This window comes from Rhodobacter ferrooxidans (genome assembly GCF_000176015.1).
Lineage (GTDB): Bacteria > Pseudomonadota > Alphaproteobacteria > Rhodobacterales > Rhodobacteraceae > Pseudorhodobacter_B > Pseudorhodobacter_B ferrooxidans.
This window is the reverse complement of the sequence record NZ_ACYY01000015.1, coordinates 46220-73125: the sequence shown is the minus strand read 5'-3', so window position 1 is coordinate 73125 and position 26906 is coordinate 46220. Positions and strand designations below refer to the sequence as shown.

Below are 26906 nucleotides of genomic sequence, written 5' to 3'. Positions count from 1 at the left end.
GCATTTTCCCGAAGCGTCGCCAGAACCGACGCAGGACTTTGCCGGCAAAAGGCGTTCCGGAATTTTGGGTCGTTGCTCTAGTGCCCGGTCAGCCAGTTGCCCAAGCTGGCCAGGCGCGAGGCTTTGCCACTGCTGGCCTCGCGGCGGTCGGCGGCGTGCAGCAGGGCATACATGCCCGTCACTCCCAGCCAGCGCAGCGGTTCCGGCTCCCAGCGCCGCACCTGGCGGTTGACCCAGGGCAGGCGTGTCAGGTCGGTGTCGCGGTTCAAGGCCAGATCCGTCAGGGTGCGCCCGGCGAGGTTGGAGGTCGAGACGCCGACCCCGACATAGCCGCCGGCCCAGCCGATGCCGGTGGCCGGGTTGAAGCCGACCGAGGCGCACCAGTCGCGTGGCACGCCGAGGGTGCCACACCAGGCGTGGTCGATCCTGAAGGGGCGGGTATCGGGGAAATGCCGGTGCAGGATGGCGGTCAGGCGGCGGATGGTTTCGCGGTCGGGGGTGCCGTTCTGGTCGATAGCTGAGCCGAACTTGTAAGGCACGCCGCGGCCACCCACCACGATGCGCCCCTCGCGGGTGCGCTGGCAATAGCAATAGGCGTTGTTGAAATCGCCCATGATTTCATGGCCCTGCCAGCCGATCTTCGCCCAAACCTCCGCAGGCAGCGGCTCGGTCACGATCTGCGCCGAGTTCAGTGGCAGCCAGTCGCGCTTGTGTCCCGGCAGGGTGGCGGTGAAACCTTCGGTGGCGCGCAGGATGATCGGCGCGCGGATGCTGCCATGGGTGGTGGTGACAAGGCCGGGGGCGATGGTGGTGACGGCGGTGCCTTCGCATATCCGCACCCCCAGCCGCTCCACCGCCAGCGCCAGCCCGCGCACCAGTTTCGCCGGTTGGATGCGGGCCACGCCGCCGACCCGCATGGCACCCAGCAGGCCCGGCACGCTGATGCGGGCGCGGGCTTCGGCCTCGCTCAGCAGCGAAAGCCGGTCGGGGCCTTCGCCCCAACCTTGCCTATGCGCCACCTCGGCGCGGGCGCGGGCGAGTTGCGCGGGGTTGGTGGCCAGCATCAACTCGTCGGTGCGGCGGATGTCGGCGTCGATGCCGTGGGCCTTGGCCACCCGGATCACCTCGTCCACCGTGCCGCCCGTGGCGGTGACCATGGCGCGGACAGCTTGCGGCGTGCTGCTGGCGAGGTAGGTTGCGTGGTTCCAGGCGAAACCGCCGGTCAGCCAGCCGCCGTTGCGGCCCGAGGCGCCGAAGCCGGCGAACTCCTTTTCCACCACCAGCACATCAAGGCCTGGGTTGGCCTGTTTCAGGTAATAAGCGGTCCAGAGGCCAGTGTAGCCCGCGCCGATGATGCAGATATCGGCGCTGGCGTCGCCTTGCAGGGCGGGGCGGCGGGCGGGCAGGCCGCCGATATCGGCATACCAGAACGAGACTTGGCCGAGTGTGGCGGGGGGCATGGCGGGTCTTTCGGGGTGTCGGCCCAAGGCTGGCACGCGGTCAGCCGCGGCGCAACAGGTAGATGTCCATGATCCAGCCGTGCCGGGCGCGGGCCTCGGCGCGGGTTTGCAGGATTTGCGGGGTGATCTCGGCCAGCGGGCCGGTCAGGGTGATCTGCTCGGCCATGCCGACATAGGCGCCCCACCAGATCTGGATGCCTTCCGGGGCGAGGCTCTGGAACGCGCACTCGCCGTCCAGCATCACCACGCAGGTATCGACGCCTTGCGGAAAGCCCTCGTCGCGCAGGCGGCGGCCGGTGGTGATGGTGAAGGGGGCGCCGATTTCGTTCAGCGTCAGGGCATGGGCGGCGGTCAGCGCCTGGATCGAGGTGATGCCGGGGATGACCTCGATGTGGGGCGCGGGGGAAAGGCGGGCGGCGATGCGCAGGGTGCTGTCGTAAAGCGAGGGGTCGCCCCAGACCAGCAGCGCCACCTTGGTGGTGGGGCCTTGGTGCGCGGCGATGGCTTGCGTCCAGACCGCGGCGATGGCGTCGTGCCAGTCATCGACCCTTTGGCGGTAATCGGGGGTTGCGAGGTCGCGGGTCGGCAGGTCGAATTCGGCGATTGCGGTGGCGGGGTTGCTGATGACCTCGGCGCAGATCGTGCGGCGCAGGTCTGCCAGGTCTTCCTTGCCCTGCTTGCGCGGGATCAGGATCAGGTCGGCGGCGTTCAGCGCCTTGATGGCTTGCAGGGTCAGATGATCCGGGTTGCCGGTGCCGATGCCGATCAGGGTCAGGGTAAGCATGGCGGCTCCGGGTTTGTGGAGAAGCCGGGGGGCTGTCTGCCCCCCGGACCCCCCGAGGATATTTACGCAAAGGAGAAATGCAAACGCGGCCCCGGTGACAGGGCCGCGCTTTTGTCGATGAAGGTTGGATCAGGCGGCGTTCACCAGGCGCGGGGTGACCAGCGGCGAGCCGTTCAGGCCACGCAGGGTTTTCGCGGCGGCCAACACGGCCAGATCGACCAGCGGCTCGATCAGCACGACCAGCATGTAGGCGGCACCGAAGGTGGTGATGGCGGCGACGTTGGCGGCACCGAAGCCCGCGCCGTAAAGCGCCCAGAAGCCGACCCAGGCCACCACGCCGCCCTGATAGGCGGTGGAAAGTGCCAGGGCTTGGCCGTAGCTGAGGTCAACATAGGCGGTTTTCGGGGCGATGATCTTGGCGGCCAGAGCTTGCAGCGCGAACAGCGGCACCAAGAGGGTGGTGACGTTCATGCCGTATTGCGGCAGGTCGAACGGCGCGAAGAACATCCCCTGGATCAGCAGGCCAAGTGCCAGGCCGATGGCGGCAGGCGCGGCACCCAGCAGCAGGAACAGCGTCGAGCCGAGAATGAAGTGAACTTCCGACACGCCGACCGGGAAGTGCGGCATGATCTGGAAGAAGGTGAAGGTGGCGGCGGTGGCCATCGCGGCGCGGGCGGCCAGCGAGCCCAGGCCCTGCTCGCGCAGGCTGGTCCATGCCAGTTTGGCGGTATAGATCCCGGCAGTGGCGGCGGTGGCGGCGCCGAACAACAGCTTGGCGCCTGCAACGAGGCCCGGTTCGATATGCATGTGTCTCTCCTTGCCGTCACACCCGACGGCGGTTGTTTTTCGTCCTCTTGCAGGGCCGGTTTCCTGACTTGCGGGTCACGGCGACCTTCCGCCTTCCCAACCCCAAGGGGTCAGTGGCTGTTGAAAGGCCGCTCGCCGCATACAGTCGCGGGGGCGGTTGAGGCTTGGGGCGCCCTGTGTGGGTTCGCCCGTTCCCCATTCCCGATTGAGTCCGGGTGCTTTGCACCTGATGGACACCTTGCCAGTTCATTTGCCGCCAAAGCGGGGGCGGGGTCAAGTGTAAACCCGGCCTGTCAGGCGCGGCTTTCGACCTCGGGGGCCAGTGCGCCATAAAGGATCAGCGCCGGGGTCTGGCTTTGCGCGCCTTGCAGCAGGGTGGCAAGGGAATGGATGGTATGGCGTTCGAGGCTTTGCTCGGGGGTCGAGACCGCGTGGGCCAGCAGCGCCGGGGTGTCGGGCGGCATGCCGTGGGCGATGAGATTGCGGGCGAGGTCCGCGAAGGTGCGTTTGCCCATATAGACCACGGTGGTGGCGGCGGGGTCGGCCAGCGCCGCAAAGTTCAGCCCCTCGGGCAGCTCGCCGGTCACATCGGCGCCGGTGATGAACTGCACCCGGCGCGAGGTCAGGCGGCGGGTCAGCGGCAGGCCAGCAGCAGCGGCGGCGGCAGAGGCGGCGGTGACGCCGGGGATGATCTCGTAGCCGATCCCGGCGGCGGTCAGGGCGGTGATTTCCTCCTCCAGACGCCCGAAAATCCCGGCATCGCCGGATTTCAGCCGCACCACCCTGGCGCCGGTTTTCGCATAATCCACCAGCAGGCGGCTGACGTGATCCTGCTTGGGCGAGGGGCGACCGGCGCGTTTGCCGACCCCCACCAGATCGGCGCCGGGCCGTGCATGGGCCAGAATTGGCCCCGAGGACAGGTCGTCGAACAGCACCGCATCGGCGGCTTGCAGCCGGGCCACGGCCTTCAGCGTCAGCAGGTCCGGGTCGCCGGGGCCGGAGGAGACGAAGGATACAAAGCCGCTCATGTTGCTGGACCGATCAGGTGGAAATAGCTGCCGGTGGCATAGCCGCGATAGGAGCCGGTTTCCAGCACGGTTGTGCCGGTGGCGTCGGTGACCTGCGCCAAGGGGGCGTCGGGCTGGGTGACGATGGTGGAGTAATGGAACTCGTGGCCGCGCAGGGTGCTGCCGGTGGGCAGGCCGGGGATCGGGGCGTGAAGGGTGGCCAGGCGGTAGCCAAGGTGCATCTTGCGTTTTTCAAAGCTGCTGACGAGGCCCAGAAGCCCAGCCATTTCATGGGCTTGTCCCTGCGCGTCGATCAGCGCCGCGCCCATCGCCATGTAGCCGCCGCACTCGCCATGCACCGGGCGGGTTTGGGCGAAGGCTTGCAGGCCGGTGCGGAAATGGCTGGCCGCCGCCAAGGCACCGGCGTGCAGTTCCGGGTAGCCGCCGGGCAGCCAGCAGGCATCGGCGGTGGGGTCGGGTGCCTGATCGGCCAGCGGCGAGAACGGCAGAACCTCCGCCCCCTGCGCCCGCCAGTCGGTCCGCAGATGCGGGTAGATGAAGGAAAACGCCGCGTCCTGCGCCAAAGCGATGCGCTGGCCGGGTGGGGGGGTGCGGTGGGTGCTGGCGGGCGGCGCTTGCGTTGGACGGGCGGCGGCCAGCAGCGCGTCGAGGTCGATATGGGTCGTGATGAAAGCGCCCAAAGCCTCCAGCACGCCCACCAGATCGGGGTTTTCCTGCGCCTGCACCAGCCCCAGATGCCGCTCGGGCAGGCTGAGGGCGGCTTGCCGGGGCAGGGCGCCGAACACGGTGATGCCCGCTGCCGCCATGCCATGCCGCACCAGCGCCTCGTGCCGGGGCGAGGCGACCCGGTTCAGCACCACGCCCGCCACCGTCACCCCGGCCCGCATCGTGGCAAACCCCCGCGCCACCGCCGCCGCCGACTGCGCCTGACCCGAGACATCCAGCACCAGCACCACCGGCCAGCCAAGCAGCGCCGCCAGATCGGCACTCGCGCCGGTGCCGGTCTCGCCCGTCGCCGCCACGCCGTCAAAGAGGCCCATCGAGCCTTCGGCCAGCACCAGATCGGCCCCCTTTGCCGCCGCCAGCAACTGGCCAATCCGCCCCGCAGGCATCGCCCAGGTGTCCAGATTGACCGACACCCGCCCCGAGGCCGCCGTATGAAACGCCGGGTCGATATAGTCCGGCCCGCTCTTGAACGGCTGCACCACCAGCCCGCGCGCCCGCAGCGCCGCCAGCAGCCCCAGCGTCAGCGTGGTCTTGCCAATGCCCGAGGCAGGGGCGGAAATGATCAGGCCGGGCGGGATCATTTGGCCTCGGGAAAGCGCGGGGCGGTGCCGATGGGGCGATAGCGGCGGTCGTAATCGCCAGCGTAAAGGCGGCTTTCAGCGAAGTCCGAATCCCCCAGCGACGGGCCGACCAGGATCAGCGCCGTGCGCTCCATCTCGGCCCCGATGGCGGTCTGCAGCGTGCCAAGGGTGGCGCGCACGATGCGCTGATCGGGCCAGGAAGCGCGCCAGACCACCGCCACCGGGCAATCGGCGCCATAGTGCGGGGTCAGGTCCGCCACAACGTTTTCAAGCACATGCACCGACAGGTGGATCGCCAGCACCGCCCCGGTGGCCGCAAAGGCGGCAAGGTTCTCGCCCGGGGGCATCGCCGTCGCCCGCCCCGAGGTGCGGGTCAGGATCACCGATTGCGCCACGCCGGGCAGCGTCAGTTCGGCCCCCAAGGCGGCGGCGGCGGCGGCAAAGGACGGCACGCCGGGGGTCACGTCATAGGGGATGTTCAGCGCACGCAACCGGCGCAACTGCTCGCCCATCGCAGACCACACCGACAGGTCGCCCGAATGGAGCCGCGCCACATCCTGCCCCGCGGCATGGGCTGCGGCGATTTCGGCAATGATCTGGTCCAGCGACAAGGGCGCCGTGTTGACGATGCGCGCGGCGGGCGGGCAATGCGCCAGCAAGGCCTCGGGCACCAGCGAGCCTGCGTAAAGGCAGACCGGGCAGGCGGCGATCAGGTCGCGCCCGCGCAGGGTGATCAGGTCCGCCGCCCCCGGGCCCGCGCCAATGAAATGCACCGTCATTCGCCATTCCTTTCCGCAATCGCCGCCGTGGCCTGCCGGTCGCCCGACACCGCCCGCGGCCCGATCAGTCGCGCCCCTTTGCCAGCCGCCGCCAGCGCCGAAGCCTCGGCCACGCTGCCCGCACCATAACGCGCAGGCTGGCGCGGCACGCGGGTCAGCACCGGCTGATCCAGATCACCCAGCGCCACCGCCCGCAGTGGCAGGCCCAGTTCCACCGCAAGCGCCCGCAACGGCACCCCCAGCTTGTCCTCGGGCGCTGCGAGGGCCGCGAGGCCCGAGCCCCCCCGGCGGCAGCCAGCGCCGAGCGCAGCGAGGCCACCGTGGCGCGCGAGGTGAAACCGAAGCCCGCCACCCTCACCGCGTCACACTCCACTGCACCACCGGCCTTGCGGCCACCCAGCCGCGCATCCGGCCCAGCGGAGCGGCCCGCGACAACTCGATCCGCAACAGATCGCCGCCCTTTTCGGCGTGCCATGCCGCCAGCAAAGCCTCGGTCTCCAGCGTCACGCCGTTGACCACCAGCCGCGCGCCGGGCGCAAGCTGATCCCAAACCGCCGCCAGCAGTGCCGCATCCGCGCCGCCACCGATGAACACCGCATCCGGGGCGGGCAGGCCGGGCAGGGCGTCCTGCGAGGCCGCCTGCACCAGCACCAACCGATGCTCGACGCCGAACCTCAGGGCATTGGCGGCAATGTTGGCGCAGCGGTCAGCCCGCTGCTCCACCGCCACGGCCTTGCCCCCCGCCAGACACCATTCCACCGAGATCGAGCCGGACCCCGCCCCCAGATCCCACAGCAATTCCCCCGGACGCGGTGCCAAAGAGGCGAGGGTCAGCGCCCGCACCGGCGCCTTGGTGATCTGGCCGTCATGGGCAAAGCTGTCGTCGGCCAGGCCCGGCGTGCGCGGCAACCCGGTGCCGGAAGGCCGGATCGCCAGCGCCACCGGCGCGCGTACATCGGTCAGATCATAGCTGTCCGCGCGGGTCTGCCGGACACGTTCGTCCGGCCCGCCCAAAGCCTCCAGCACCCACAGCGTCGAGCCGCCAAAGCCTGCGCCGCACAGCCATGCCGCCAGTTCGCCCGCCGCCGCCCCGTCCCGCAGGGTGCAGATCACGCCCGCGCCATTCACCAACTCCGGCACCAGCCGCGCAAAGGGTGCTGCGTGCAACCCGATGCAGCGAGTCTCCTCCAGCTTCCAGCCCAGCCGGTTGGCGGCCAGCGCAAACACCGAAGGCGCGGGATGCGACAGCCATTCCCCCGCCGCCAGATGCGCCACCAACGACCCGCCCGCGCCATGCCAGAACGGGTCGCCCGAGGCCAGCACCACCACGGCCCGCCCGCGCAACGCCAGCACCGGGTCCACCGAGAACGGCACCGGCCATGCCTGCCCCCGGTCGCCCACCTGCGCCAGGCCAAGATGCCGCGGGCCGCCGAACACCACCTCGGCCCGGGCCAGCGCATCGCGGCTTGCATCCGACAAGCCCGCCAGTCCATCCTCGCCAATGCCGATCAGGGTCAACCAAGGCGAAACGGACTTACCCATGACACGCGTCCTTCTGTTGGGCGGCACCACCGAAGCCAGCAGCCTTGCCCGCGCGCTGGCACATCTGGGCACCAATGCGGTGTTCTCCTACGCCGGGCGCACGGCAGCACCAGTTGCCCAGCCCTTGCCCACCCGCATCGGCGGCTTTGGCGGGCCGGAGGGGCTGGCCGCCTGGCTGCGCGCCGAATCCATCAGCCATGTGATCGACGCCACCCACCCCTTTGCCGCCCAGATGAGCCGGAACGCCGTGCAAGCCTGCGCCGCCACCGGCACGCCGCTGCTGGCCTATCAGCGCAGCCCTTGGGTCGCCGGGCCGGGTGACGACTGGCGCGAGGTTGCCGGCATTGCCGAGGCGGTCGCCGCCTTGCCCGACGCCCCGGCGCGGGTGTTTCTGGCCATCGGCAAGCAGCACCTGACCGACTTTGCCGCCAAGCCGCAGCACCACTACCTGCTGCGACTGGTCGATGCGCCGCAAAGCCTGCCACTGCCCGATGCCGCGGCGCTGATCGCCCGCGGGCCGTTCACCCTGCACGATGACCTCGCGCTGCTGAAATCGCATGCCATCAGCCATATCGTCGCCAAGAACGCCGGTGGCAGCGGCGCGCGCGCCAAACTGGACGCCGCCCGGGCGCTGCACCTGCCGGTGATCCTGATCCGCCGCCCCGATCTGCCGGCACGGCAGGTGGCCGAGACGCTGGACGCGGTGCTGGCCTGGCTTCATGGCACCGACCTCGGGGTATAGACGTGGTCTGCCACGCGGCGGGTGGCGGAGTTGCCCAGCAAGACCACGGTGCGCATGTCGGCCATCTCCGGCGTGGCCTCGGCCAGCGTGACGGTCAGCAGCCGCTGTTCGGGGGTGGAAACCGCGCGGGCGAAGGTGATCAGGCGTTCGGGTTCACATTCTTCGCGCAGGATTTCCAGCACGCGGGCAAACTGATGCGGGCGGCTGGCCGAGCGCGGGTTGTAGAAGGCCATGGCGAAATCGGCCTGCGCCGCCAGCCGCAAGCGATGCTCCAGCACGGCGAAGGGCTTGAGGTTGTCGCTCAGGTTGATGCAGCAGAAATCATGCCCCAAGGGCGCCCCCGCCGCCGCCGCTGCCGCCAGCATCGCGGTGATGCCGGGCAGCACGCGGATATCAAGGCCCTGATATTGCGGCAGGGCTTCCAGCGCCTCGAACACCGCCGAGGCCATGGCAAACACCCCCGGATCGCCGGACGATACCACCACGACGCGGCGCCCCTCGGCGGCCATCTGCAAGGCATGGGACGCGCGGTCCAGTTCCACCCGGTTGTCGGAAGGGTGCAGGGTCAGTCCCGCACGCGGCGCGACGCGGGCAACATAGGGGGATATAGCCCACCACATCGGTCGCCTCGGCCAAGGCCTGAGAAACCTCGGGCGTCACCATGGCATCCGACCCCGGCCCGAGGCCCGCAATCACCAGCCAGCCGGTCATGGGGCCACCTCTGGCCCGAGTGCTTCAGGTCGGCGGCCATGGCCATGCACCAGCACGATGGCGAAATACGGGCAGTCCTCGCCTGCCACTTCCGCCAGCCGCCGCACCTTCTGCCCCGGCATGGTGCCGTTTTCCACCAGCCAGGCATCGGCCAGCCGCCCGGAGCGTTCCAGCGCGCGGCGCACCTTCGGCAGGTTGCGCCCGGTTTTCATCACCACCAGCGCCTCGGCCCGCGCCATGTGGTCCACCAGCGCCTCCTCGGGCAGGGTGCCCATCAGCACCGACAGCACATCGTCGCCCCAGGTGATCGGCGTGCCGGTGGCGTGCCAGCAGCCGGCCATGCCGGTGATGCCGGGCACCACCTGCACCTCGGTGCGGCCCTGCAGCCGGGTATAAAGGTGCATGAAACTGCCGTAGAAGAACGGATCGCCCTCGCACAGCACCACCACCTCGCCGGGCAGCGCCACCAGCCGGTCGGCCCAGCCGTCATAGAACCGCGCCAGCGCGTCGTTGTATTCCGGGCTGTCGAAGGGCAGTTCGGTGGTGACCGGGTATTCCATCGCATGTTCGACGGCTTGCGGCGCCAGCATCCCCTCGACGATCCGCCGCGCTTGCCCCGCCCGCCCGGCCTTGCGGAAATAGGCGATCTGGTCCGCCGCCCGGATCAGCCGATCCGAACGCACCGCCATCAGGTCGGGGTCGCCGGGGCCAAGGCCGGTGCAGATGACGCGGGCCATGGCTATTCCTTCCGGCTGGCAAGGGCGTTGACCGCCGCCACGGTGATGGCCGACCCACCCAGCCTGCCCTCGACGATCATTGACGGTGCCGGGGCATCCTGCATCAAGGCGGCCTTGGATTCGGCGGCCCCGACAAACCCCACCGGGCAGCCGATGATCGCCGCAGGCCGCGGGCAGGCCGGGTCTTGCAGCATGTTCAGCAGGTGGAACAGGGCCGTCGGCGCGTTGCCGATCGCCACCACCGCGCCTTGCAGATGCGGCCGCCACAGCTCCAGCGCCGCCGCCGACCGGGTGTTGCCCATCGCCTTGGCCATGTCCGGCACCCGCGGGTCTTGCAGCGTGCTGATGATCTGGTTGCCCGCAGGCAGCCGCGACCGGGTGATGCCTTCGGAGACCATCCGCACATCGCACAGGATCGGCGCCCCGGCCTCCAGCGCCGCCCGGGCGGCAATCGCCATGCCGGGGGTGAAGCGGACATGGGCCTCCAGCCCGACCATCCCCGCCGCATGGATCATCCGCACCACCACCACTTCCTCCTCGGGGGTGAAGCGCGCCAGATCGGCCTCGGCCCGGATCATGGCAAAGCTTTGCAGGTAGATGGCGGCGCCATCGGTTTCGTAGACATGCGGCATCACGGGGCCTCGAACAGGGTTTGCGGGCGCTCTAGCAGAGCCTTGGCGGAAAGGGCAGGGCCTGTGGCGCCATGGCGGAAACCGCCCGCTTCGGCCAGCAGCGTCACCGGGCCTTGCCCCGGATGGGCGCAGGCCTTGGCGCAGCCCGAGACATGCAGCATCTGCCCCGACGGCACATGCGCCGCCAGCGCCCGCGCGAGGGGCCTTGTGGGCTGCAAAGCCTGCGGGCAGCCCGGCGCGCCGGTGCAGGCAATCACCCGCAGCAGCGGGTCATGCGCGTCGGTGATCAGGCCGGGCAGGGCAGGCGTGCCCCGCAGCCCTTCAATCAGCAGCATCCGCCAAGGCGTGACCCGCAGCGGCCAGAGGCCCGCCAGCGCCGCAAGGGTTTCCGCCTGCATCTGGCCGAAGGCAAAGCCGACAAGCTGGCCCTGCGGAACGGTGCCCGGCGCAAACTGCGGGAGTTCCCCCGGCGGCAAAGCCTCGGCTTCCCGAAACACCCCCGGCAACACCGCCCCCCGCGCCAGGTGCGCCGCCATCCGGCCTCGGCTTTCGGAAATGCCACCACTTTCAACGAACCAGCGCGCCAGATGCAGGGCAGTCTCGGCGGCGGTTTCGGGTGTCACGTTGGCGCCGGTTGAAGCCCCATCCGCCCTCACCAGCAACCGCCCCTCCGCGCTACATTCCAGCCTTATATCCGCCGCCGTGCCGCGCAGCACCGGAGTGGCGCCGGTATCCACGGCAAAGCCGAACTTGCCGGGCAGGGCCGGGGCGTCCGGCGCCAACGCCTTTGCCAGCGCCTGCGCCAAGGCCTGCGTGCCATCCCCGGCGTCCCAGAAAGGCGTCACCACGATGTTGCGGCGGGTCTCGGCGGCAATGCTTTCGTCGAGCAACCCCAGCGCCCGCAACCCCTCGAGCAGCGGCCCATGGCTGGCCTCGGTCACACCGCGCAATTGCACATTGGCCCGCGCCGAAAGGTCGATCACCCCGTTGCCATGAGCGCGGGACAGCGCCGCAATCCCCGCCGCCTGCGCCGGTTCAAGCCGCCCGCCGCGGGGGCGCACCCGCACCACCAGCCCGTCGCCCGACGCCATCGGCCGCAACGCGCCGGGGCACCAGCCTTGGATCACCGGCGCGCTCATGCCCCCGCCTCCATCGCCGCGGCGATCGAGTTGCGCCGGGTGATCCACAGCCCGGCGTCGCGCAGGGCGGCAAACCGCGCCTGCATCGCCGCCAGCGCGCCGGGGTTTTCGGCTTCCATGAAATCCACCAGATCGGCCCGCCCCAGCGTGGCTTCGTGATAAAGATCAAACAGATGCGGCGGCACCGCGCGGGTCAGATGCGCGAAAGCCGCCAGATGGTCCAGCGTTGCCGCCAGTTCTGCCGCCCCACGGAAACCATGCCGCATCATGCCGTCGGCCCAGAGCGGATTGGCCGCCCGCGCCCGAACCACCCTTGCAATCTCCTCGGCCACGGTTCGGGCCTGCGGGGCGGATTTGCTGGTATCCAGATGGTAAAGCGCGGGTTCCGCCCCGCCCAGCCGCGCCACGGCAGCGGCAAAGCCGCCTTCATGGGCGGCATAGTCCGAGGCCAGCAGCAGATCGGTTTCCGCCAGATCCTGTACATGGGCAAAGCCGTCGGCGGTCCGCAGTCGCGCCTCCAAAGCCGCCCGCGCCGGGGTTGCCACGCCCTGCGCATCAATCGCCCATTCGCTGCCCTTCAACCAGGCCTCGCCCGCCGCCGCCCGGCCCTCGGCACTGTAATCCTCCAGCGATTCGCCCATGCCCAGCCCGTAAAGCCCCGGTTTCGGACCAAACACCCGGTTGATGCGCAGGGTATAGGGGTTGTCGTCGGCGGCTTCCTCGCGTTCCGCCAAAGCCGCCGCCCCGGCCTCGAACATCTGCGCCAGCCCCGGAAAGATGTCGCGGAACAGGCCGGAAACCCGCAGCGTCACGTCGATCCTTGGCCGCCCCAGCAAGGCCAGCGGTACGATTTCAAACCCCGACACCCGGTCCGACCCCGCATCCCAGACCGGCGCCAGCCCCGCCAGATGCAGCGCCATGGCAAATTCCTCGCCCGCCGTGCGCATCGACGCCGAGCCCCAAAGGTCGATCACCAGCCCGCGCGGCCAGTCGCCCTGATCCTGCAGATGCCGCCGCAGCAGCTCCTCGGCCAGCTTCACCCCCTGCGCATGCGCCCCGCGCGACGGCACCGCCCGCGGATCGACCGAATAGAGATTGCGCCCCGTGGGCAGCACGTCCGCCCGCCCGCGATAGGGCGAACCCGCCGGCCCCGCCGCCACCCGCTTGCCCGCCAAAGCCATGCTGAGGCCCTGCATTTCCCCGGCACCCTGACCATAGACATGCAACCCGTCGCCGAACTGGCTTTCCTTGATGTCGCAGACAAAGCGGTCGATGCGGGTGATCGCCTCGGCGGCACTGGCATTGGCGGGCAGGGCCAGATCGTCCTCCACCCCTGCCGCCTTCGCCTCATTGCGGATGTCGGCAATCAGACGGTCGCGGCGGCTGGGGTCAAGCCCATCGGCGGTGGAGTATTCGTCCAACAACCGCTCCAGCCGGTGCAGGCCTTCCGGCACCGCCGAGGCGGCCATGGCGGGCGGCAGATGCCCCAGCGTCACCGCCCCGATGCGCCGCTTGGCCTGCGCCGCCTCGCCGGGGTCGTTGACGATGAACGGGTAGATCACCGGCAAGGGGCCGCACAACACTTCCGGCCAGCAAACGTCTGACAACGCAACAGATTTCCCCGGCAGCCATTCCAGCGTGCCATGCGCGCCAATGTGAATCAGCGCATGGATGCCTTGCGCGCGCAGCCACAGGTAGAAGGCGACATAGGCATGGCGCGGCGTGCGCGACAGGTCGTGGTAGTCGCCGTCCCGGCTGGCCACCTCGCCGCGCTCGGGTTGCAGCGCCACCAGGGCGTTGCCCCGGCGCAGGGCGGCGAAATGGAAGGCGCCATCGCGGCAGGCAGGGTCGGTGGCAGGCGCACCCCAGGCGGCTTGCAGCGCCGCTTGCAGGGTTTCCGGCAGGGATTTCAGCGCAGCGAGATAGTCGGTCAGTGGCCAGCTTGATGTTTCAGTGAGAAGCAACTTACCCGCTTTATTGCAAGTGGTTACGGCATAATCCTCAGACTTCAGATGAAGCAGGATCGCCTCCAGCGAGGCCAGGGCATCCAGCCCCACGGCATGCGCCAGTTGATGCGCCTTGCCGGGATAGGTGGACAGCACCAGCGCCACCTGCCGCTGCGGCGCGGGCGTGCGGGCCAGGCGGTGCCAGCCCTCCACCCGGTCCAGAATGGTGGCAACCCGCCCGGCATCGGCGCGGTGGGCAAAGCGGGAAAACTGCAGGTCCGGGTCGCGCTTGCCGGGCGATTTGAAGCTGGCGACACCGGCGAAAATCCGGCCGTCCACCTCGGGCAGCACGACGTGCATCGCCAGATCGGCGGGTGACAAACCGCGATCCGCCGAGGCCCAGTCGCGCCTGCGGGCGGTTGACAGCGCCACCTGGAACACCGGGCAGCCGGGGCCATCCAGCGGGCTGCTGCCATCCGCGCCACGCCCCGAAAAAGCGGTAGCGTTGAGGATCGTCACTGGCGCGAGCGCAGCGAGCGCCCCTTTCAGCCATTCCCCGGCCCCCGCCGCCTTCAGCGAGGGCGCAAACAGCCCGATGGCGTTGAACCCCCGCGCCCGCAAGCCGTCGATCAGCGCATCCACCGGGCCGGTGTCGGCGGCGGTCAGATAGCTGCGGTAGAACACCACCGCTGCCGCCGGACCGTCGCCCGATGGCCCCGCAACCACGCCGCGCGCCGGATCATACCAGCCGCAATCGGTCACGGTCTTGTCGCCCGGCACCGGCCCGGCATACAGCCCCGCCGCCAGCGAAAGTTGCGCCAAAGCCGCCTGCGCCGCGACCGCCCCCCCGGCATCGCACAGCGCCGAAAGCCGCCGCAGGGTCGAAACCGGCAGGGTGGAAAGCTGATCCAGCCGCGCATCCTCGCGCCCGTCGGCAGGCAGCACCGCCAGCGCAATGCCCAGCCTGCGCGCCATATCCTGCACCTGCGCCAGCCCGTAAGCCCAATAACTTTCGCCGCCGATCAGCCGGATCAGGATGCCTTTCGCGCGGCAAAGCACTGATTCAGAATACGTATCCACCGAAAGCGGATGCCGCAGTGCCACCAGATTGGCCAACCGCAGGCTGGGAAGACTGTCGCGCCCGCGCTGCCAGCCCGCCGCAAAAGCCCCAAGGTCGCTGTCGGAAAACGACAGCACCACCAGATCGGCCGGGGTTTGCCCCAGGTCGAACGGCGTGTCGGTCTCCTCCAGCCCGTGGCTTTCGCGGTAGACGATGTGCAAGTTCAGCCCTCCAGCACAACCCGGATCGCGGAAATGTCGATGTCGGCCTGTTCAGCGATCACCACCAGCCGAGTTTGCCGCGCCTCGCTGCCCCAGGGCCGGTCGTATTGCACCCGCACCCGGGCGCCGACCGCCTGCACCAGCAGCCGCATCGGCTTGCCCGCCACCGCGACATAGCCCTTCACCCGCAAAATCTTCTGCTCCTGCGCCAGTCGCTGGATCGCCACCTGCAAGGCATCCACGTCAACAACCTCTGGCAATTCCATGACAACGCTCAGGAAATAGTCATGCTCATGGTCGTCGTGTCCGTCATGATGCGAGGGACGCGAAGCAATGTCATCCTCGGCCGCCGCGTTCAACCCCAGCACCAGCCGCGGGTCGATGATGCCATCGGTCATCGCCAGAATCGGCAGGCGGCGCGGGCTTTCCGCCTCGATCACCGCGCGGGCGGCGGCTACGCCGGCCTCGCCCGCGAGGTCAGCCTTGGACAGCAGCACGATATCGGCACAGGCGATCTGATCCTCGAACACCTCCGAAAGCGGGGTTTCATGGTCCAGACCGGGGTCGGCCAAACGCTGGGCATCCACCGCCGCCACGTCCGGCGCAAACCGTCCCGCCGCCACCGCCTCGGCATCGGCCAGCGCAATCACCCCGTCAACGGTGATCTGCGAGCGGATGGCGGGCCAGTCGAAGGCCTTCAGCAAGGGCTTCGGCAGCGCCAGACCAGAGGTTTCGATCAGGATGTGGTCGGGACGTGAAGGCAGCGCCATAAGCGCCTGAATTGTCGGGATGAACTCGTCCGCCACCGTGCAGCAGATGCAGCCGTTGGCAAGCTCCACAATGTTCTCGGCGGGGCAGTTGGCATCGGCGCAGGATTTAAGGATGTCGCCATCCACCCCCAGCGTGCCGAACTCGTTGACCAGCACCGCCAGCCGCTTGCCCTGCGGGTTGGCCATCAGGTGCCGGATCAGCGTAGTCTTGCCGGCACCAAGAAAGCCGGTGATCACCGTCACGGGGATTTTTGCAAGGTTGGTCATGGGCTTACTCCTGTGGCGGTATACGGGCGAGGCTTTGTTTGCGGAAAATTTCGGGGCGTTGCCGCCAGGGCACCAGCCCATCGGCGGCCTGCGCATAGGCGGCGGCACCCTCAAGAATGGCGGGGGCGTGCAACACGGGATCGAGGTTGCCATAGACATAGGACCACTTGCCCGCCGCCGAAAGCGCCACGGCGCAGCCATTCGAACAGGCCGACAGACACTCGACGCCGCGCAACTCCACCCCCTCGGGCAGGCCTTCCGCCTGCAATGCTGCCAGCAGCAGCGCACCGGGGCGCGGGGCGTCCTCTACGGGGTCGCCGCGGCGGCAGGTGGTGCAGACATGCAGAACGGCCCTTGGCATCGCGCAATCCGGCTGTGGCCGAACGGGGAAAGCGCCAGAGGCAACCATGGCTGCCACCCGGTCGCGGAACACCCCGTCCGCCCGTGAAACATCGGCGCTGGCAGGTCTCCCGGCTTGCAGAGCGGGTTTCCCCCCGGCCCCCGCCTTCCCAACCTTGCGGTCAGTGGCAACGGGGCCTCTCCGGTCACGGTCGCGGGGGCGGCTGCGCTTCGCGTTTCCGACCCGCATGGTCGCAAACCCTGTCGCATTCCCTCTTCGCCTGTCATACCACAGGCACCAGCGCCGCCTGTCCTGAGGCAGCTTGCCGCCCATGTCAAGGATGAGGAACGTCATATGCCAGACACCAGCGACACGCCCCCCGCCGCGATCAGCCTTGAGGCGCGTCACGCCAGCAAGATGGCCAAGAAAAAAGCCGCGCGCGACAAGATCATGGCGACTAAGGAGGGCGAAAAGGGCCTGGTGATCGTGCTGACCGGGGCGGGCAAGGGCAAGTCGTCCTCGGGCTTCGGGATGATTCTGCGCTGCATCGCGCATCAGATGCCCTGCGCCGTGGTGCAGTTCATCAAGGGCGCCTGGGACACCGGCGAGCGGCGGCTGATCGAGGCGCATTTCGCGGATCTGTGCCAGTTTCACGCCATGGGCGAGGGGTTTACCTGGGAAACCCAGGACCGCGCCCGCGATATCGCGGCGGCGCAGGCGGGGTGGGCGAAGGCCAAGGCGCTGATCCTGGACCCCACGATCCGCTTCGTGCTGCTGGACGAGATCAACATCGCCCTGCGCTATGACTATCTGGACGTGGCCGAGGTGGTGCGGTTCCTGCGCGAGGAGAAACCGCCGCTGACCCATGTGGTGCTGACCGGGCGCAATGCGCCCGAGGCGTTGATCGAACTGGCCGACCTTGCCACCGAGATGACGCTGCTGAAGCATCCGTTCCGATCGGGCATCAAGGCGCAGAAGGGGGTGGAGTTCTGATGCCCGGCGGCAAGGCGCTGATGATCCAGGGCGCCGGGTCGAATGTCGGAAAATCCTTGCTGGTGGCTGGGTTGTGCCGCGCAGCTAAGGTGCGTGGCTTGCAAGTGGCGCCGTTCAAGCCGCAGAACATGTCGAACAATGCCGCGGTGACGGCGGATGGTGGCGAGATCGGTCGGGCGCAGGCGTTGCAGGCTTTGGCCTGCGGGCTGGCGCCGCATACCGACATGAACCCGGTGCTGCTGAAGCCTGAATCCGAGATGGGCGCGCAGGTGGTGGTGCAGGGGCGGCGGTTGGCCACGGTGAAGGCGCGCGACTATGCGGCACTGAAGCCCAGCCTGATGGCGCCGGTGCTGGACAGTTTCGCGCGGCTGAAGGCGGGGGTGGATCTGGTGGTCGTTGAAGGCGCGGGGTCGCCTGCCGAGGTCAACCTGCGCGCCGGTGACATTGCCAACATGGGCTTTGCCCGCGCCGCCGATTGCCCGGTGATGCTGGTGGGCGACATCGACCGTGGCGGAGTGATCGCGCAGATGGTGGGCACCAAGGTAGTGCTGGACCCTTTGGATGCCGCGATGATTTCAGGCTTTCTGATCAACAAGTTCCGCGGAGATCCTCGTCTGTTTGATGAGGGCTATCGGCTGATCGCGGCGCAGACCGGCTGGCATGGTTTCGGCGTGCTGCCGTTCTTTGACGCCGCCTCGCGCCTGCCTGCCGAGGATGCGCTGGACCTGCCGAAGGGTGGTGGCAGCGGTGCTTTCAAGGTGGCCTGTCTGGCGCTGTCGCGGATTGCCAATTTCGACGATCTCGACCCGCTGGCGCAGGAACCGGGGGTCAGTTTGCGGATGATCGGCGCCGGGCAGGCGATTCCCGGCGATACCGATCTGGTGATCATTCCGGGCAGCAAATCCACTCGCGGCGATCTGGCCTACCTGCGGGCGCAGGGCTGGGACATTGATCTTGCAGCACACGTGCGGCGTGGCGGGCAGGTGCTGGGCATCTGTGGCGGCTACCAGATGCTGGGGCAGGTCATCCGCGACCCGCAAGGGCTGGAGGGTGCGCCGGGCGAAACCCCGGGCCTTGGCTTGCTGGAGGTGGAGACGCTGATGACGCCCGACAAGCGGCTGACCCGCACGCAAGCGGTGCATGCGGCCACGGGCACGGCGATGGAGGGTTATGAGATCCATATCGGTCGCACCGAAGGCCCGGCCCGTGCGCGGCCCTTTGCCCATGTCGCAGGTGCCCCTGAGGGGGCTTGCAGCCTTGATGGCCGGATCATCGGCAGCTATCTGCACGGCATGTTCGCGCAGGACGGCTTTCGCAGCGCCTTTCTGCGGCAGTTGGGGGCGCAGCCGTCTGGCCTGGCCTACAGTGCCGGGGTCGAGGCGACGCTGGACGCGCTGGCCGCCCATCTGGAGGCGCATCTGGACGTGCCGGGCCTGCTGGCCCTGGCGCGCTGAAACAAGGAAAACCGCGATGACCCGCATCCCCGTGACCATCCTCACCGGCTTTCTGGGCGCCGGGAAAACCACGCTGCTGAACAGGCTGATGGCGCAGCCCGGTTTTGGCGACACCGCGGTGATCGTCAACGAATTCGGCAGCGTTGATATCGACGGCGGGCTGGTGCAGGGCGGCGACGAGCGGGCCTTTGCGACCTCTACCGGCTGTCTGTGCTGCACGGTTTCGGGTGATGTGCGCCTGACCCTGCTGCGGCTGAAAGACGAGTCGGATCAGGGTGTTGGACCGCGCTTCTCACGCGTGGTGATCGAGACCACCGGGCTGGCAGACCCGGCGCCGGTGATGCAGGCCTTCATGGCCAACGACATCATGCTCGGGGCCTTCACGCTGAACGGCGTGGTGACGGTGGTCGATGCGGCCTCGGTTGCCGAGACGCTGGACCGCTTTCCCGAGGCGCTGCGGCAAGTCGGGGTGGCGGACCTGCTGGTGATCTCGAAAACCGATCTGGCAGAGCCTGCCGATCTGGCCGAGCGGCTGGCAGCACTGGCGCCGAATGCGCGGGTGATGCTGGCGGATGCCGTTGCGGTGGAGGATGTGTTCTCGCTGGCGGCCTTCGACCCTGCGGGCAAGCCGCCTGCGGTGCAGGATTGGCTGCGGTTCGTGCCGCATCACCATCACCATCCTCACAACGTCAATCGCCACGGCGATTCGATCTCGGCCTTCGGCTTCACCACCGACAAGCCGCTGGAGTCGCGGGTGATCGAAATGGCCATTGGTGCGATGCAGCACAGCTTCGGGCCGGACCTGTTGCGGCTGAAGGCCATCGTGCGGCTGACCGGGCAGGCTTCGCCCAGCGTCTATCACGTGGTGCAGCACCTGATGAGCCCGCCACGGTCGCTGGAGGCATGGCCCGAAGGGGTTTCCGACACCCGCGTGGTGGTGATCGCATCTGGGCCGGGGCGGGATCAACTGCCGGTCATGCTGATGGCGTTCCTGCCGGAGCTTCGGCAGATAGACGCCTGAAAACAATATCCTGAAGGCCGAAGCTAACCTTTCGCATCAAGCGCCAGCAGCGCCTTTGCCAGCCCTTCATCGCAGATCAGCCGGTTGACAAAGCCCGCCCGTAGCACCGCCCGTGTGGCGCGGGCTTTCTCGGCCCCCGCTGCCAGCAGGGTGACATCGGCGCGTTGCAGGTCGTCCAGCCCGATCGAGGGTGCCCGCAGGTTCAGGTCGGTATCGGCAAGCGAGCCATCGTCGCGGAAGAACTTGCCGGTGCTGTCGGCCACCGCCCCCGCCGCGCGCAGGGCCTGCACCTCGGCGGGGCTGAGGATGCCGCTGGTTTGCAGCAAGGCCTCGGGCGAACATTCACCGACGCTGATGATGGCGTATTGCGCGGCACGGGCCACCGCCAAAGCCTCGCGCACCAGCCGCTGACGCAGCACCACGGCACAATCGGCCTCGCTGTCGGTCAGGAAAGGTGCTGGCAGGAACATCGCGGTGCCGCCGGTCAGCGCGGCAAGGCGGGCGCAAACGTCGAACGGGCCGGTATCCGAGGTGCGGGTCATCGACCCCATCAGCGACACGAAACACAGGTTCGGGTTGTGCAGCCCGGTCAGCGCCTGCGCCATCGCGGCGACCGAACGTCCCCAGCCAAGGCCGATGGTCAGCGCCGCATCACCCCGGCCGATCCGCGCCAGGTAGGCCGCGGCCACGATGCCCACGGCGCGGCGGGCGTAACCGGCGTCAAGACCGCCACCCGGCATCGGTGCCACCTGCGCCTCGGTCAGCGCAAAGCGGTTGGTCAGGGTATCGGCCAGCGCCAGGGTGCCGGTGGTCTCATGCTCCAGACTGACCCGGATCAGGCCGCGTTCGCGCGCCTCGGCCAGCAGCCGCAGCACCTTGAACCGCGAGATGCCCAAGCGGCGGCTGACCTCTTCCTGGCTCATCTGGCCGACATGATACAGCCAGGCGGCCTGCACCAGATCGTCGGTTTCATCGCTGGGTTGCGGCATCGGGCGGGGGTTTTCCTGCAGGGGTCTTGGACGCGACTAAACGCTTGACGCGGCCTTGCGTCAACGGCCATAACAAATGTGCAGGCGTTGCACAGATATTGCGGCGCGGCATTGCAGGCGCAGCAATGTGCACCTTGGGGAGGGGCAATGGCCTATGTGATCGGCATCGACGGCGGCACCGAAAGCCTGCGGGCGCATGTGTTCGACCTTTCGGGGCGGTCGCGTGGCGTTGGCAAGGGGGCTTACCAGACCACTTTCCCGGAACCGGGCCGGGCCGAGCAGAACCCCGCCGACTGGTGGCATGCCGCAGGCGTTGCGGTGCGCGAGGCGATGGCGGCGGCGGGGGTCGGGCCGGATCAGATCAGTGCGATTGCTGCCGATACCACCTCTTGCACCGTGGTGGCGCTGGACGATGCGGGGCAACCGCTGCGCCCGGCGCTGCTGTGGATGGACGTGCGGGCGCATCACGAGGCGGCCGAGGTGGCGGGTTGCGGCGATCCGGCCTTGCGGCTGAACGGCAATGGCGCGGGGCCGGTGTCGCCGGAATGGATGCTGCCCAAGGCCTTGTGGCTGGCGCGGCACCAGTCGGATACATTCGCTGCGGCCCGCAAGATCGGGGAATATCAGGATTATCTGAACCTGCGCCTGACCGGGCGCTGGGTGGCCTCGCTGAACAATGTCACCATGCGCTGGCATTATCAGACCGATCACGGCGGCTGGCCGGACAGCATGCTGGCAAAGCTGGGGCTGACCGCGTTGCGGCAGAAATGGCCGACCGAGATCGTCGAGCCCGGCAAGGTCATCGGGCCTTTGACCGACCGCGCCGCCGCCCATCTGGGCCTGCTGCCCGGCACGCCGGTGGTGCAGGGCGGGGCGGATGCCTTCATCGGCATGATCGGGCTGGGGGTGACGCAGCCCGGGGAATTGGCGATGATCACCGGCTCGTCGCATCTGCATCTGGGGGTGGCGAGCCACGCGGTGCATGCCAAGGGGGTCTGGGGCACCTATATGGATTGCGTCTATCCGGGGCGGCCGATCATCGAGGGCGGGCAGACCTCCACCGGTTCGGTGATCGCCTGGTTCAAGCGCAACTTTGCGGACGCGACGCCGTTCGAGACCCTGAACGCGCAGGCCGAGGCGCTGCCGCCGGGGGCGGAAGGGCTGCTGGCGCTGGATCATTTTCAGGGCAACCGCACGCCTTATACCGACGCGCTTTCGCGGGGCGCCATCACCGGGCTGACGCTGAAACACACCCCGGCGCATGTCTATCGCGCGCTGGTGGAAAGCATCTGTTTCGGCACGCGGTTGATCGTCGAAAGCTTTGGTTCGGCTTTTCAGGCCAAACGCATCGTCGTGGCCGGGGGCGCCACGCGCTCGCCGTTCTGGTTGCAGGTGCATGCCGACACCCTGGGCCTGCCCTTGCAGCTGACCGAGGAGCACGAGGCCTGCGCCCTGGGCTCCGCCATCCTTGCCGCGACGGGGGCGGGGCATTTCCCCAGCATTGATGCGGGTTGCGCCGCCATGGTGCGCGTCACCAGCACCATCCAGCCCGACATGGCCCGCCATGCCGCCTACGCGCCGATCTACGCGCGCTACCTTGCCGCTTATGGCGCCCTTCAACCCTTGCGGGAAGCCGAATGACCCAGACCAACACTGCGCCGCTGGCCCGTTACCGCACCATGCGCCGCATCCGCAGCTTTGAAGAACGGGTGGGCGAGTTGTTCCTGCGCGGCGCCTCGGCAGGCTCGATGCTGCATCTCTCCATCGGCGAGGAGGCGGTGGTGGGTGTGACTGCGGCGATGACCGAAGGCGACAGTTTCACCACGCATCACCGCGGCCATGGCGTGTTCATCGGCCGCGGCGCCGATCCCGCGCGGATGATGGCCGAGATTGCCGGGAAGGAAGCCGGATATTGCCGCGGCAAGGGCGGCTCGATGCACATCGCTGACCGCGCCTTGGGGCATCTGGGGGCCAATGCCATCGTCGGCGGCGGCATCCCGCATATCGTGGGCGCCGGGCTGACCTACCGCAATCTCCGATCCGGGCAGGTGTCGGTGGCGTTCTTTGGCGACGGGGCGATGCAGCAGGGCATCCTCTATGAATCGATGAACATGGCCGCCCTCTGGCATCTGCCGGTGCTGTTTTGCTGCATCAACAATCAGTATGGCATGGGCACGCGGGTGGACCGCTCGGCCGGCAAGCTGGCGTTCTCGGAGCGGGCCGAGGCCTTCGGGCTGACCGGCGCGCGGGTCGATGGCACCAATGTGGAAGCCGTGCATCAGGTGGCCACTGCGCTGGTGGCGGGGGCGCGGGCCGGGCAACCGGGCTATATCGAGATCGACGCCTATCGGTTCTACGGCCATGCCCGCATGGACAAAAGCCCCTACCGCGACCCGGAAGAAGAAGCCGAAGGCCGGTTGCGCGACCCGGTGGTGACGGCGCGGGCGCGGCTGGCTGTCGCGGGGCTGGCCGACGAGGCCGACCTTGCCCGCATCGACGCCGAGGCCGCCACCGAAATGGATGCCGCCCTTGAATATGCGGTGGAAGCCGTGGCCCCGCCGCTGGCGTCGATGTTCGAGGATGTCTATGCCCCCGGCACCGCCCAGCCCCGGCCGCAGCGCGACCGGCTGGCGGCGATCCTGTCGGAAGGATCCCGCGCATGAGTGCCTTCGAGACCACCTACCGCGAGGCGATCCGTCAGGCCTTGCTGGACGCCATGCAGGCCGACCCCGACATCATCCTGATCGGTGAGGAGGTCGGGCTTTACGGCGGTGCCTACGGCGTGACCAAGGGGCTGATCGAGCTTTACGGCGCCGAACGGGTGATCGACGCGCCGATCTCGGAACCCGGCATTGTCGGCGTGGCGGTGGGGGCGGCGATGACCGGCCTGCGACCCGTGGCAGAGCTGATGTATGTCGATTTCGTCGGCCTGGTGATGGATCAGTTGGCCAATCAGGCCGCCAAAAGCCGCTACATGTTCGGCGGCCAGATCGGTGTGCCGATGGTCTTGCGCACCCAGGGCGGCACGGGTCGGTCGGCGGCGGCGCAGCACAGCCAAAGCCTGGAGGCCTGGATGCTGCATGTGCCCGGCCTGCGGCTGGTGATGCCCGCCACGGTGAACGACGCCTACCACCTGTTGCGTGAAGCCTTGCGCCAGCCCGACCCCGTGGTGGTGATCGAGCACAAGGGGCTTTACACCATGAAGGGGGTTCTTGATGTCGATACCCCCGATGGCGAATGGGGCCAGCCGGTGATCCGCCGCGCGGGGACCGATGTCACCATCCTCAGCTACTCGCGGATGCTGCACGAAAGCCTTGCCGCCGCCGAGGTGCTGGCGGGGCAGGGGGTGCAGGCGGATGTCATCGACCTGCGCTGCCTGAACCCCTTGGATGATACCATGATCTTCGAGTCCGTCCGCCGCACCGGTCGGGCGATGGTGGTGACAGAGGCGGCGCTGACCGGCTCGGTGGCGTCCGAAATCGCCGCGCGGATCGGTGAGGCCTGTTTTGACTGGCTGGAGGAACCGGTGCTGCGGATCGGCGGCGAGGATATCCCGATTCCGGTCTCGCCCGCCTTGGAACGCGGGGCCATCCCCTCGGCGGCGCTGATCGCCGAGGCCGGGTTGTGGCTGGTGAAACGCGAGGCTCCGGCATGGGCGCCGTGACCATCCTGACCCTGCCACGCCTGGGCGAAACCATGGAGGAGGCCCGCGTCACCGACTGGCTGAAGGCGCCGGGTCAGGCGTTCAAGCGCGGCGAGGTGCTGCTGGAGGTCGAGACCGACAAGACCGTGGTCGAGGTGCCCGCGCTGCAGGACGGCGTGTTGGTCGAGCAACTGGTGAAACCGGGCGAGATGGTGGCGCTGGACCAGCCGATTGCCGAGGTGCAGCTGCAGGGCAAGGCGGCGGCGGTGGTGACTGCGGCGCCGGTGGCGGTGGTGGTGGCGAAACCGGCGGCGGTAGCGGCGATGCCCAAGGGCGACCGGGTGGCCGCCAGTCCCAAGGCACGGGCGGCGGCGCGGCGGGCCGGGGTTGATCTGGCAGGTGTCGTGGGCAGCGGGCGGCGGGGAAGCATCCGCGCCGCAGATGTGACGGGTTCTGTGCCCGACGGTGTCGAGCGCGCCGGGCCTTTGGCGCTGCGGCGGTTTGCCGGGGCTTCGGTCCATCCGACCATCGTGCTGCTGCACGGGCTTTACGACGACGGCATGGGCTGGCGCGATCTGCCGCAGCGGCTGTCGCGCGCCGGGCATCCGGTGCTGGTGCCCGATCTGCCGGGGCATGGGGCGAGTGCTGCGGCCAGGGATCTGGAGCAGGCGACGGAAGCGTTGCTTGCGGGGTTGGCGCAGGCGCTGCCGGAAGGGCCGATGATTTTGGTTGGTCATTCGCTGGGGGCGGTGCTGGCGACCAAGCTGGCGCAGAAGCTGGGGCCAAGGGTGATTAGGCTGGTGCTGCTGTCGCCCGCGGGTCTTGGCGCGCGGATAAATGGCGATTTCCTTGACCTGATGGCGGCGGCGGAAACCCCTGCGGCTTTGGCGCGCGCTCTGGCCCTGCTGGGGGCGGGGCCGGTGTCGGACACCGCCTGGCAGGCCGAACTGGCGCGGCTGAAAGCTTCGCGCGCGGCCACGGCACCGCTGGCAAGGGCGCTGGCGGCGGGGGGGTGCAGCAGACCGATATCGCTCCGGCGCTGGCGCAGATCGCCGCCCCCATCGTGGCAGTGTTCGGGCTGGCCGACCGCATCCTCGACTGGCGCGATTGTGCCGCCCTGCCGGGGCGGGCGTCGATCCACCTGCTGCGCGACGCGGGCCACCTGCCGCAGGCGGCACAGCCGGGACTGGTGGCGCAACTGATCCTGAACGGGGGGGCTGGATGAAGTGAAAACCGGGGCGGCACCCGTATCGCGGCCCTTGCAAATGCAACGATCTCGCGTCAGCCTTCTGCTGTGCAGCCTGCGGCTTGTCCCCGATGCGGGCGGCGATGGCCCGTTAATGCATTGCATGAAGTATGGGCTCTACGGCGCTGTAATAAAAGACAATAATAACTGACAAATGAAAAGAAGTCTGGCAAAGACCATCCGAACCTGTAGTGTTGATGACAGAAATTCGACCCCAGAACCGGGGCACTTAGGGAGAGAGACCATGAAAACCAAACTGAAACTGACCGCCGCCCTGCTGGCCACCGGCTCGATGCTGGCCATGGCCGGGCCCAGCCTGGCCGCCGATGTCACCATCGCCACCGTGGTGAAGATCGCCGGTATCCAGTGGTTCAACCGGATGGAGGAAGGCGTCAAGAAATACGCCGCCGACACCGGCACCAAGGCCTTCCAGGTCGGCCCGGCGCAGGCCGATCCGCAGCAGCAGGCCGCGCTGATCGAGGACATGATCGCCCAGGGCGTCAATGCCCTCGCCGTTGTGCCGATGTCGCCCGAGGCGCTGGAGCCGGTGCTGAAACGCGCGATGGATGCGGGCATCACCGTGGTGACGCACGAGGCCGCAGCGCAGCAGAACACCACCTATGACCTCGAAGCCTTCGTCAACGAAGATTTCGGCGCCAACCTGATGGAGCAGATGGCGACCTGCATGGGTGGCGAGGGCGAATATGCGGTGTTCGTGGGCAGCCTGACCAGCCAGACCCACAACCAGTGGGTTGATGGCGCGATTGCCTATCAGAAGGCCAATTATCCGAAAATGACCTTGGTCGGTGACAAGAACGAAACCTTCGATGACCAGCAGAAAGCCTATGAAAAGGCTCAGGAAGTTCTGCGCGCCTTCCCGAATGTGAAGGGGTTGCAGGGCTCTGCCTCGACCGACGTGGCTGGCATCGGCCTTGCGGTCGAGGAACGCGGCATCGGCGACAAGACCTGCGTTTTCGGCACCTCGCTGCCGTCGATTGCCGGGCAGTATCTGGAAACCGGTGCGGTTGACGGCATCGGCTTCTGGGATCCGTCGGTGGCGGGCTATGCGATGAACAAGCTGGCGCAGATGGTGATGAACGGCGAGGCGGTGACCGATGGCATGGACCTCGGCCTGCCGGGCTATGAGAAGGTCAAGCTGGACGGCAAGGTGATCTATGGCCAGGCCTGGGTGAACGTGAACAAGGCCAACATGGCCGAATACCCGTTCTGAGATGCGACGCCGGGGGGCGGTCTTGCCCCCCGGTTTCTTTCCATGCCTCTGACCGAA

General features: G+C 68.4%; 24 protein-coding genes, 1 pseudogene and 2 riboswitches. Of the genes and pseudogenes, 9 read left to right on the top strand and 16 right to left on the bottom strand.

The genetic code is table 11. The annotated features are described in order from the left end of the window. Positions 1 to 77 precede the first annotated feature (77 nt). The 8 genes from RSW2DRAFT_RS11780 to RSW2DRAFT_RS11745 form a co-directional block, all read right to left on the bottom strand. Complete coding sequence (locus RSW2DRAFT_RS11780; RefSeq protein WP_008031232.1) at positions 78 to 1460, bottom strand: NAD(P)/FAD-dependent oxidoreductase; 1383 nt, start codon at positions 1458 to 1460, stop codon at positions 78 to 80. 40 nt (positions 1461 to 1500) lie between these two features. Continuing rightward, on the bottom strand, positions 1501 to 2244 hold the full coding sequence (gene cobF / locus RSW2DRAFT_RS11775) for a precorrin-6A synthase (deacetylating) (RefSeq protein ID WP_008031230.1): 744 nt from the start codon (positions 2242 to 2244) through the stop codon (positions 1501 to 1503). A gap of 129 nt (positions 2245 to 2373) precedes the next feature. Further along, on the bottom strand, positions 2374 to 3051 hold the full coding sequence (locus tag RSW2DRAFT_RS11770; RefSeq protein ID WP_008031227.1) for an energy-coupling factor ABC transporter permease: 678 nt from the start codon (positions 3049 to 3051) through the stop codon (positions 2374 to 2376). A 36-nt stretch (positions 3052 to 3087) separates the two neighbouring features. Continuing rightward, positions 3088 to 3307, bottom strand: a riboswitch (cobalamin riboswitch). 37 nt (positions 3308 to 3344) lie between these two features. Then, entirely contained in the window at positions 3345 to 4079 is a 735-nt protein-coding gene (cobA, locus tag RSW2DRAFT_RS11765) for a uroporphyrinogen-III C-methyltransferase (RefSeq protein ID WP_008031225.1), read from the bottom strand. Continuing rightward, entirely contained in the window at positions 4076 to 5386 is a 1311-nt protein-coding gene (locus RSW2DRAFT_RS11760; protein ID WP_008031223.1) for a cobyrinate a,c-diamide synthase, read from the bottom strand. The genes cobA and RSW2DRAFT_RS11760 overlap by 4 nt, the downstream gene beginning before the upstream one ends. Then, positions 5383 to 6165, bottom strand: coding sequence for a precorrin-4 C(11)-methyltransferase (cobM, locus tag RSW2DRAFT_RS11755; protein WP_008031221.1), 783 nt, complete (start codon positions 6163 to 6165; stop codon positions 5383 to 5385). The genes RSW2DRAFT_RS11760 and cobM overlap by 4 nt, the downstream gene beginning before the upstream one ends. Then, on the bottom strand, positions 6162 to 6395 hold the full coding sequence (locus tag RSW2DRAFT_RS18765; protein ID WP_332250772.1) for a cobalamin biosynthesis protein: 234 nt from the start codon (positions 6393 to 6395) through the stop codon (positions 6162 to 6164). Before RSW2DRAFT_RS18765 ends, cobM begins: the two co-directional genes overlap by 4 nt. 124 nt (positions 6396 to 6519) lie before the next feature. Beyond that, positions 6520 to 7707 (bottom strand): bifunctional cobalt-precorrin-7 (C(5))-methyltransferase/cobalt-precorrin-6B (C(15))-methyltransferase, encoded by a 1188-nt coding sequence (locus RSW2DRAFT_RS11745; protein WP_008031218.1) that lies wholly within the window; start codon positions 7705 to 7707, stop codon positions 6520 to 6522. Here RSW2DRAFT_RS11745 and RSW2DRAFT_RS11740 point away from each other — a divergent pair. Next, complete coding sequence (locus tag RSW2DRAFT_RS11740) at positions 7706 to 8449, top strand: cobalt-precorrin-6A reductase (RefSeq protein ID WP_040672096.1); 744 nt, start codon at positions 7706 to 7708, stop codon at positions 8447 to 8449. The two genes, RSW2DRAFT_RS11745 and RSW2DRAFT_RS11740, sit on opposite strands and share 2 nt — an antisense overlap. On the opposite strand, the pseudogene cobJ reads toward RSW2DRAFT_RS11740, so the two are convergent. From cobJ to RSW2DRAFT_RS11705, 7 genes and pseudogenes are all read right to left on the bottom strand, one after another. Continuing rightward, a pseudogene (cobJ, locus tag RSW2DRAFT_RS11735) lies at positions 8425 to 9160 on the bottom strand (precorrin-3B C(17)-methyltransferase). The gene RSW2DRAFT_RS11740 and the pseudogene cobJ sit on opposite strands and share 25 nt — an antisense overlap. Further along, positions 9157 to 9897: a precorrin-2 C(20)-methyltransferase gene (gene cobI / locus RSW2DRAFT_RS11730; RefSeq protein WP_008031212.1), complete on the bottom strand. Its 741-nt coding sequence runs from the start codon at positions 9895 to 9897 to the stop codon at positions 9157 to 9159. Before cobI ends, cobJ begins: the two are co-directional and overlap by 4 nt. 2 nt (positions 9898 to 9899) lie before the next feature. After that, positions 9900 to 10529, bottom strand: coding sequence for a precorrin-8X methylmutase (locus RSW2DRAFT_RS11725; protein WP_008031210.1), 630 nt, complete (start codon positions 10527 to 10529; stop codon positions 9900 to 9902). Continuing rightward, positions 10529 to 11668, bottom strand: coding sequence for a precorrin-3B synthase (gene cobG, locus RSW2DRAFT_RS11720; protein WP_008031209.1), 1140 nt, complete (start codon positions 11666 to 11668; stop codon positions 10529 to 10531). The genes RSW2DRAFT_RS11725 and cobG overlap by 1 nt, the downstream gene beginning before the upstream one ends. Beyond that, the gene (gene cobN / locus RSW2DRAFT_RS11715; protein ID WP_008031206.1) at positions 11665 to 14895 is read right to left on the bottom strand and encodes a cobaltochelatase subunit CobN; all 3231 of its coding nucleotides are present in this window, start codon (positions 14893 to 14895) and stop codon (positions 11665 to 11667) included. The genes cobG and cobN overlap by 4 nt, the downstream gene beginning before the upstream one ends. Positions 14896 to 14897: 2 nt before the next feature. Continuing rightward, complete coding sequence (cobW, locus tag RSW2DRAFT_RS11710; RefSeq protein WP_008031203.1) at positions 14898 to 15932, bottom strand: cobalamin biosynthesis protein CobW; 1035 nt, start codon at positions 15930 to 15932, stop codon at positions 14898 to 14900. A 4-nt stretch (positions 15933 to 15936) separates the two neighbouring features. Continuing rightward, a complete protein-coding gene (locus RSW2DRAFT_RS11705; RefSeq protein WP_008031202.1) occupies positions 15937 to 16293 on the bottom strand; it encodes a DUF1636 family protein in 357 nt (118 codons plus the stop codon). 82 nt (positions 16294 to 16375) lie between these two features. Next, positions 16376 to 16589, bottom strand: a riboswitch (cobalamin riboswitch). Positions 16590 to 16626: 37 nt separating this feature from the next. Here RSW2DRAFT_RS11705 and cobO point away from each other — a divergent pair. From cobO to RSW2DRAFT_RS11690, 3 genes are read left to right on the top strand one after another with little or no spacing between them, the layout of a single operon-like run. Beyond that, positions 16627 to 17265 carry a cob(I)yrinic acid a,c-diamide adenosyltransferase gene (cobO, locus tag RSW2DRAFT_RS11700; protein ID WP_008031199.1) on the top strand — a complete coding sequence of 213 codons (639 nt, stop codon included), beginning with the start codon at positions 16627 to 16629 and terminating at the stop codon, positions 17263 to 17265. Further along, on the top strand, positions 17265 to 18719 hold the full coding sequence (locus tag RSW2DRAFT_RS11695; protein WP_008031198.1) for a cobyric acid synthase: 1455 nt from the start codon (positions 17265 to 17267) through the stop codon (positions 18717 to 18719). Before cobO ends, RSW2DRAFT_RS11695 begins: the two co-directional genes overlap by 1 nt. A 16-nt stretch (positions 18720 to 18735) precedes the next feature. Continuing rightward, on the top strand, positions 18736 to 19740 hold the full coding sequence (locus tag RSW2DRAFT_RS11690; protein ID WP_008031196.1) for a CobW family GTP-binding protein: 1005 nt from the start codon (positions 18736 to 18738) through the stop codon (positions 19738 to 19740). A gap of 23 nt (positions 19741 to 19763) precedes the next feature. Here RSW2DRAFT_RS11690 and RSW2DRAFT_RS11685 read toward each other — a convergent pair whose 3' ends face one another. After that, a complete protein-coding gene (locus RSW2DRAFT_RS11685) occupies positions 19764 to 20729 on the bottom strand; it encodes a sugar-binding transcriptional regulator (protein ID WP_008031194.1) in 966 nt (321 codons plus the stop codon). 147 nt (positions 20730 to 20876) lie between these two features. Between RSW2DRAFT_RS11685 and RSW2DRAFT_RS11680 the strand changes: the two genes are divergently transcribed. The 5 genes from RSW2DRAFT_RS11680 (at position 20877) to RSW2DRAFT_RS11660 (ending at position 26849) form a co-directional block, all read left to right on the top strand. Beyond that, positions 20877 to 22370: an FGGY-family carbohydrate kinase gene (locus RSW2DRAFT_RS11680; RefSeq protein ID WP_008031193.1), complete on the top strand. Its 1494-nt coding sequence runs from the start codon at positions 20877 to 20879 to the stop codon at positions 22368 to 22370. Beyond that, positions 22367 to 23392, top strand: a complete 1026-nt coding sequence (locus RSW2DRAFT_RS11675; RefSeq protein WP_008031191.1) for a thiamine pyrophosphate-dependent dehydrogenase E1 component subunit alpha — start codon at positions 22367 to 22369, stop codon at positions 23390 to 23392. Before RSW2DRAFT_RS11680 ends, RSW2DRAFT_RS11675 begins: the two co-directional genes overlap by 4 nt. Beyond that, positions 23389 to 24393: an alpha-ketoacid dehydrogenase subunit beta gene (locus RSW2DRAFT_RS11670; protein WP_008031189.1), complete on the top strand. Its 1005-nt coding sequence runs from the start codon at positions 23389 to 23391 to the stop codon at positions 24391 to 24393. Before RSW2DRAFT_RS11675 ends, RSW2DRAFT_RS11670 begins: the two co-directional genes overlap by 4 nt. Next, positions 24381 to 25574 (top strand): alpha/beta fold hydrolase, encoded by a 1194-nt coding sequence (locus RSW2DRAFT_RS11665; RefSeq protein WP_008031187.1) that lies wholly within the window; start codon positions 24381 to 24383, stop codon positions 25572 to 25574. Before RSW2DRAFT_RS11670 ends, RSW2DRAFT_RS11665 begins: the two co-directional genes overlap by 13 nt. 288 nt (positions 25575 to 25862) lie before the next feature. Continuing rightward, complete coding sequence (locus RSW2DRAFT_RS11660) at positions 25863 to 26849, top strand: autoinducer 2 ABC transporter substrate-binding protein (RefSeq protein ID WP_008031185.1); 987 nt, start codon at positions 25863 to 25865, stop codon at positions 26847 to 26849. Positions 26850 to 26906: the final 57 nt, after the last annotated feature.

What these genes read in the sequence shown, in the direction of transcription:
- RSW2DRAFT_RS11780 (WP_008031232.1), bottom strand. Translation starts at nt 1,460, where the DNA reads ATGCCCCCCGCCACACTCGGCCAAGTCTCGTTCTGGTATGCCGATATC.
- cobF (WP_008031230.1), bottom strand. Translation starts at nt 2,244, where the DNA reads ATGCTTACCCTGACCCTGATCGGCATCGGCACCGGCAACCCGGATCAT.
- RSW2DRAFT_RS11770 (WP_008031227.1), bottom strand. Translation starts at nt 3,051, where the DNA reads ATGCATATCGAACCGGGCCTCGTTGCAGGCGCCAAGCTGTTGTTCGGC.
- cobA (WP_008031225.1), bottom strand. Translation starts at nt 4,079, where the DNA reads ATGAGCGGCTTTGTATCCTTCGTCTCCTCCGGCCCCGGCGACCCGGAC.
- RSW2DRAFT_RS11760 (WP_008031223.1), bottom strand. Translation starts at nt 5,386, where the DNA reads ATGATCCCGCCCGGCCTGATCATTTCCGCCCCTGCCTCGGGCATTGGC.
- cobM (WP_008031221.1), bottom strand. Translation starts at nt 6,165, where the DNA reads ATGACGGTGCATTTCATTGGCGCGGGCCCGGGGGCGGCGGACCTGATC.
- RSW2DRAFT_RS11740 (WP_040672096.1), top strand. Translation starts at nt 7,706, where the DNA reads ATGACACGCGTCCTTCTGTTGGGCGGCACCACCGAAGCCAGCAGCCTT.
- RSW2DRAFT_RS11745 (WP_008031218.1), bottom strand. Translation starts at nt 7,707, where the DNA reads ATGGGTAAGTCCGTTTCGCCTTGGTTGACCCTGATCGGCATTGGCGAG.
- cobI (WP_008031212.1), bottom strand. Translation starts at nt 9,897, where the DNA reads ATGGCCCGCGTCATCTGCACCGGCCTTGGCCCCGGCGACCCCGACCTG.
- RSW2DRAFT_RS11725 (WP_008031210.1), bottom strand. Translation starts at nt 10,529, where the DNA reads ATGCCGCATGTCTACGAAACCGATGGCGCCGCCATCTACCTGCAAAGC.
- cobG (WP_008031209.1), bottom strand. Translation starts at nt 11,668, where the DNA reads ATGAGCGCGCCGGTGATCCAAGGCTGGTGCCCCGGCGCGTTGCGGCCG.
- cobW (WP_008031203.1), bottom strand. Translation starts at nt 15,932, where the DNA reads ATGACCAACCTTGCAAAAATCCCCGTGACGGTGATCACCGGCTTTCTT.
- RSW2DRAFT_RS11705 (WP_008031202.1), bottom strand. Translation starts at nt 16,293, where the DNA reads ATGCCAAGGGCCGTTCTGCATGTCTGCACCACCTGCCGCCGCGGCGAC.
- cobO (WP_008031199.1), top strand. Translation starts at nt 16,627, where the DNA reads ATGCCAGACACCAGCGACACGCCCCCCGCCGCGATCAGCCTTGAGGCG.
- RSW2DRAFT_RS11695 (WP_008031198.1), top strand. Translation starts at nt 17,265, where the DNA reads ATGCCCGGCGGCAAGGCGCTGATGATCCAGGGCGCCGGGTCGAATGTC.
- RSW2DRAFT_RS11690 (WP_008031196.1), top strand. Translation starts at nt 18,736, where the DNA reads ATGACCCGCATCCCCGTGACCATCCTCACCGGCTTTCTGGGCGCCGGG.
- RSW2DRAFT_RS11685 (WP_008031194.1), bottom strand. Translation starts at nt 20,729, where the DNA reads ATGCCGCAACCCAGCGATGAAACCGACGATCTGGTGCAGGCCGCCTGG.
- RSW2DRAFT_RS11680 (WP_008031193.1), top strand. Translation starts at nt 20,877, where the DNA reads ATGGCCTATGTGATCGGCATCGACGGCGGCACCGAAAGCCTGCGGGCG.
- RSW2DRAFT_RS11675 (WP_008031191.1), top strand. Translation starts at nt 22,367, where the DNA reads ATGACCCAGACCAACACTGCGCCGCTGGCCCGTTACCGCACCATGCGC.
- RSW2DRAFT_RS11670 (WP_008031189.1), top strand. Translation starts at nt 23,389, where the DNA reads ATGAGTGCCTTCGAGACCACCTACCGCGAGGCGATCCGTCAGGCCTTG.
- RSW2DRAFT_RS11665 (WP_008031187.1), top strand. Translation starts at nt 24,381, where the DNA reads ATGGGCGCCGTGACCATCCTGACCCTGCCACGCCTGGGCGAAACCATG.
- RSW2DRAFT_RS11660 (WP_008031185.1), top strand. Translation starts at nt 25,863, where the DNA reads ATGAAAACCAAACTGAAACTGACCGCCGCCCTGCTGGCCACCGGCTCG.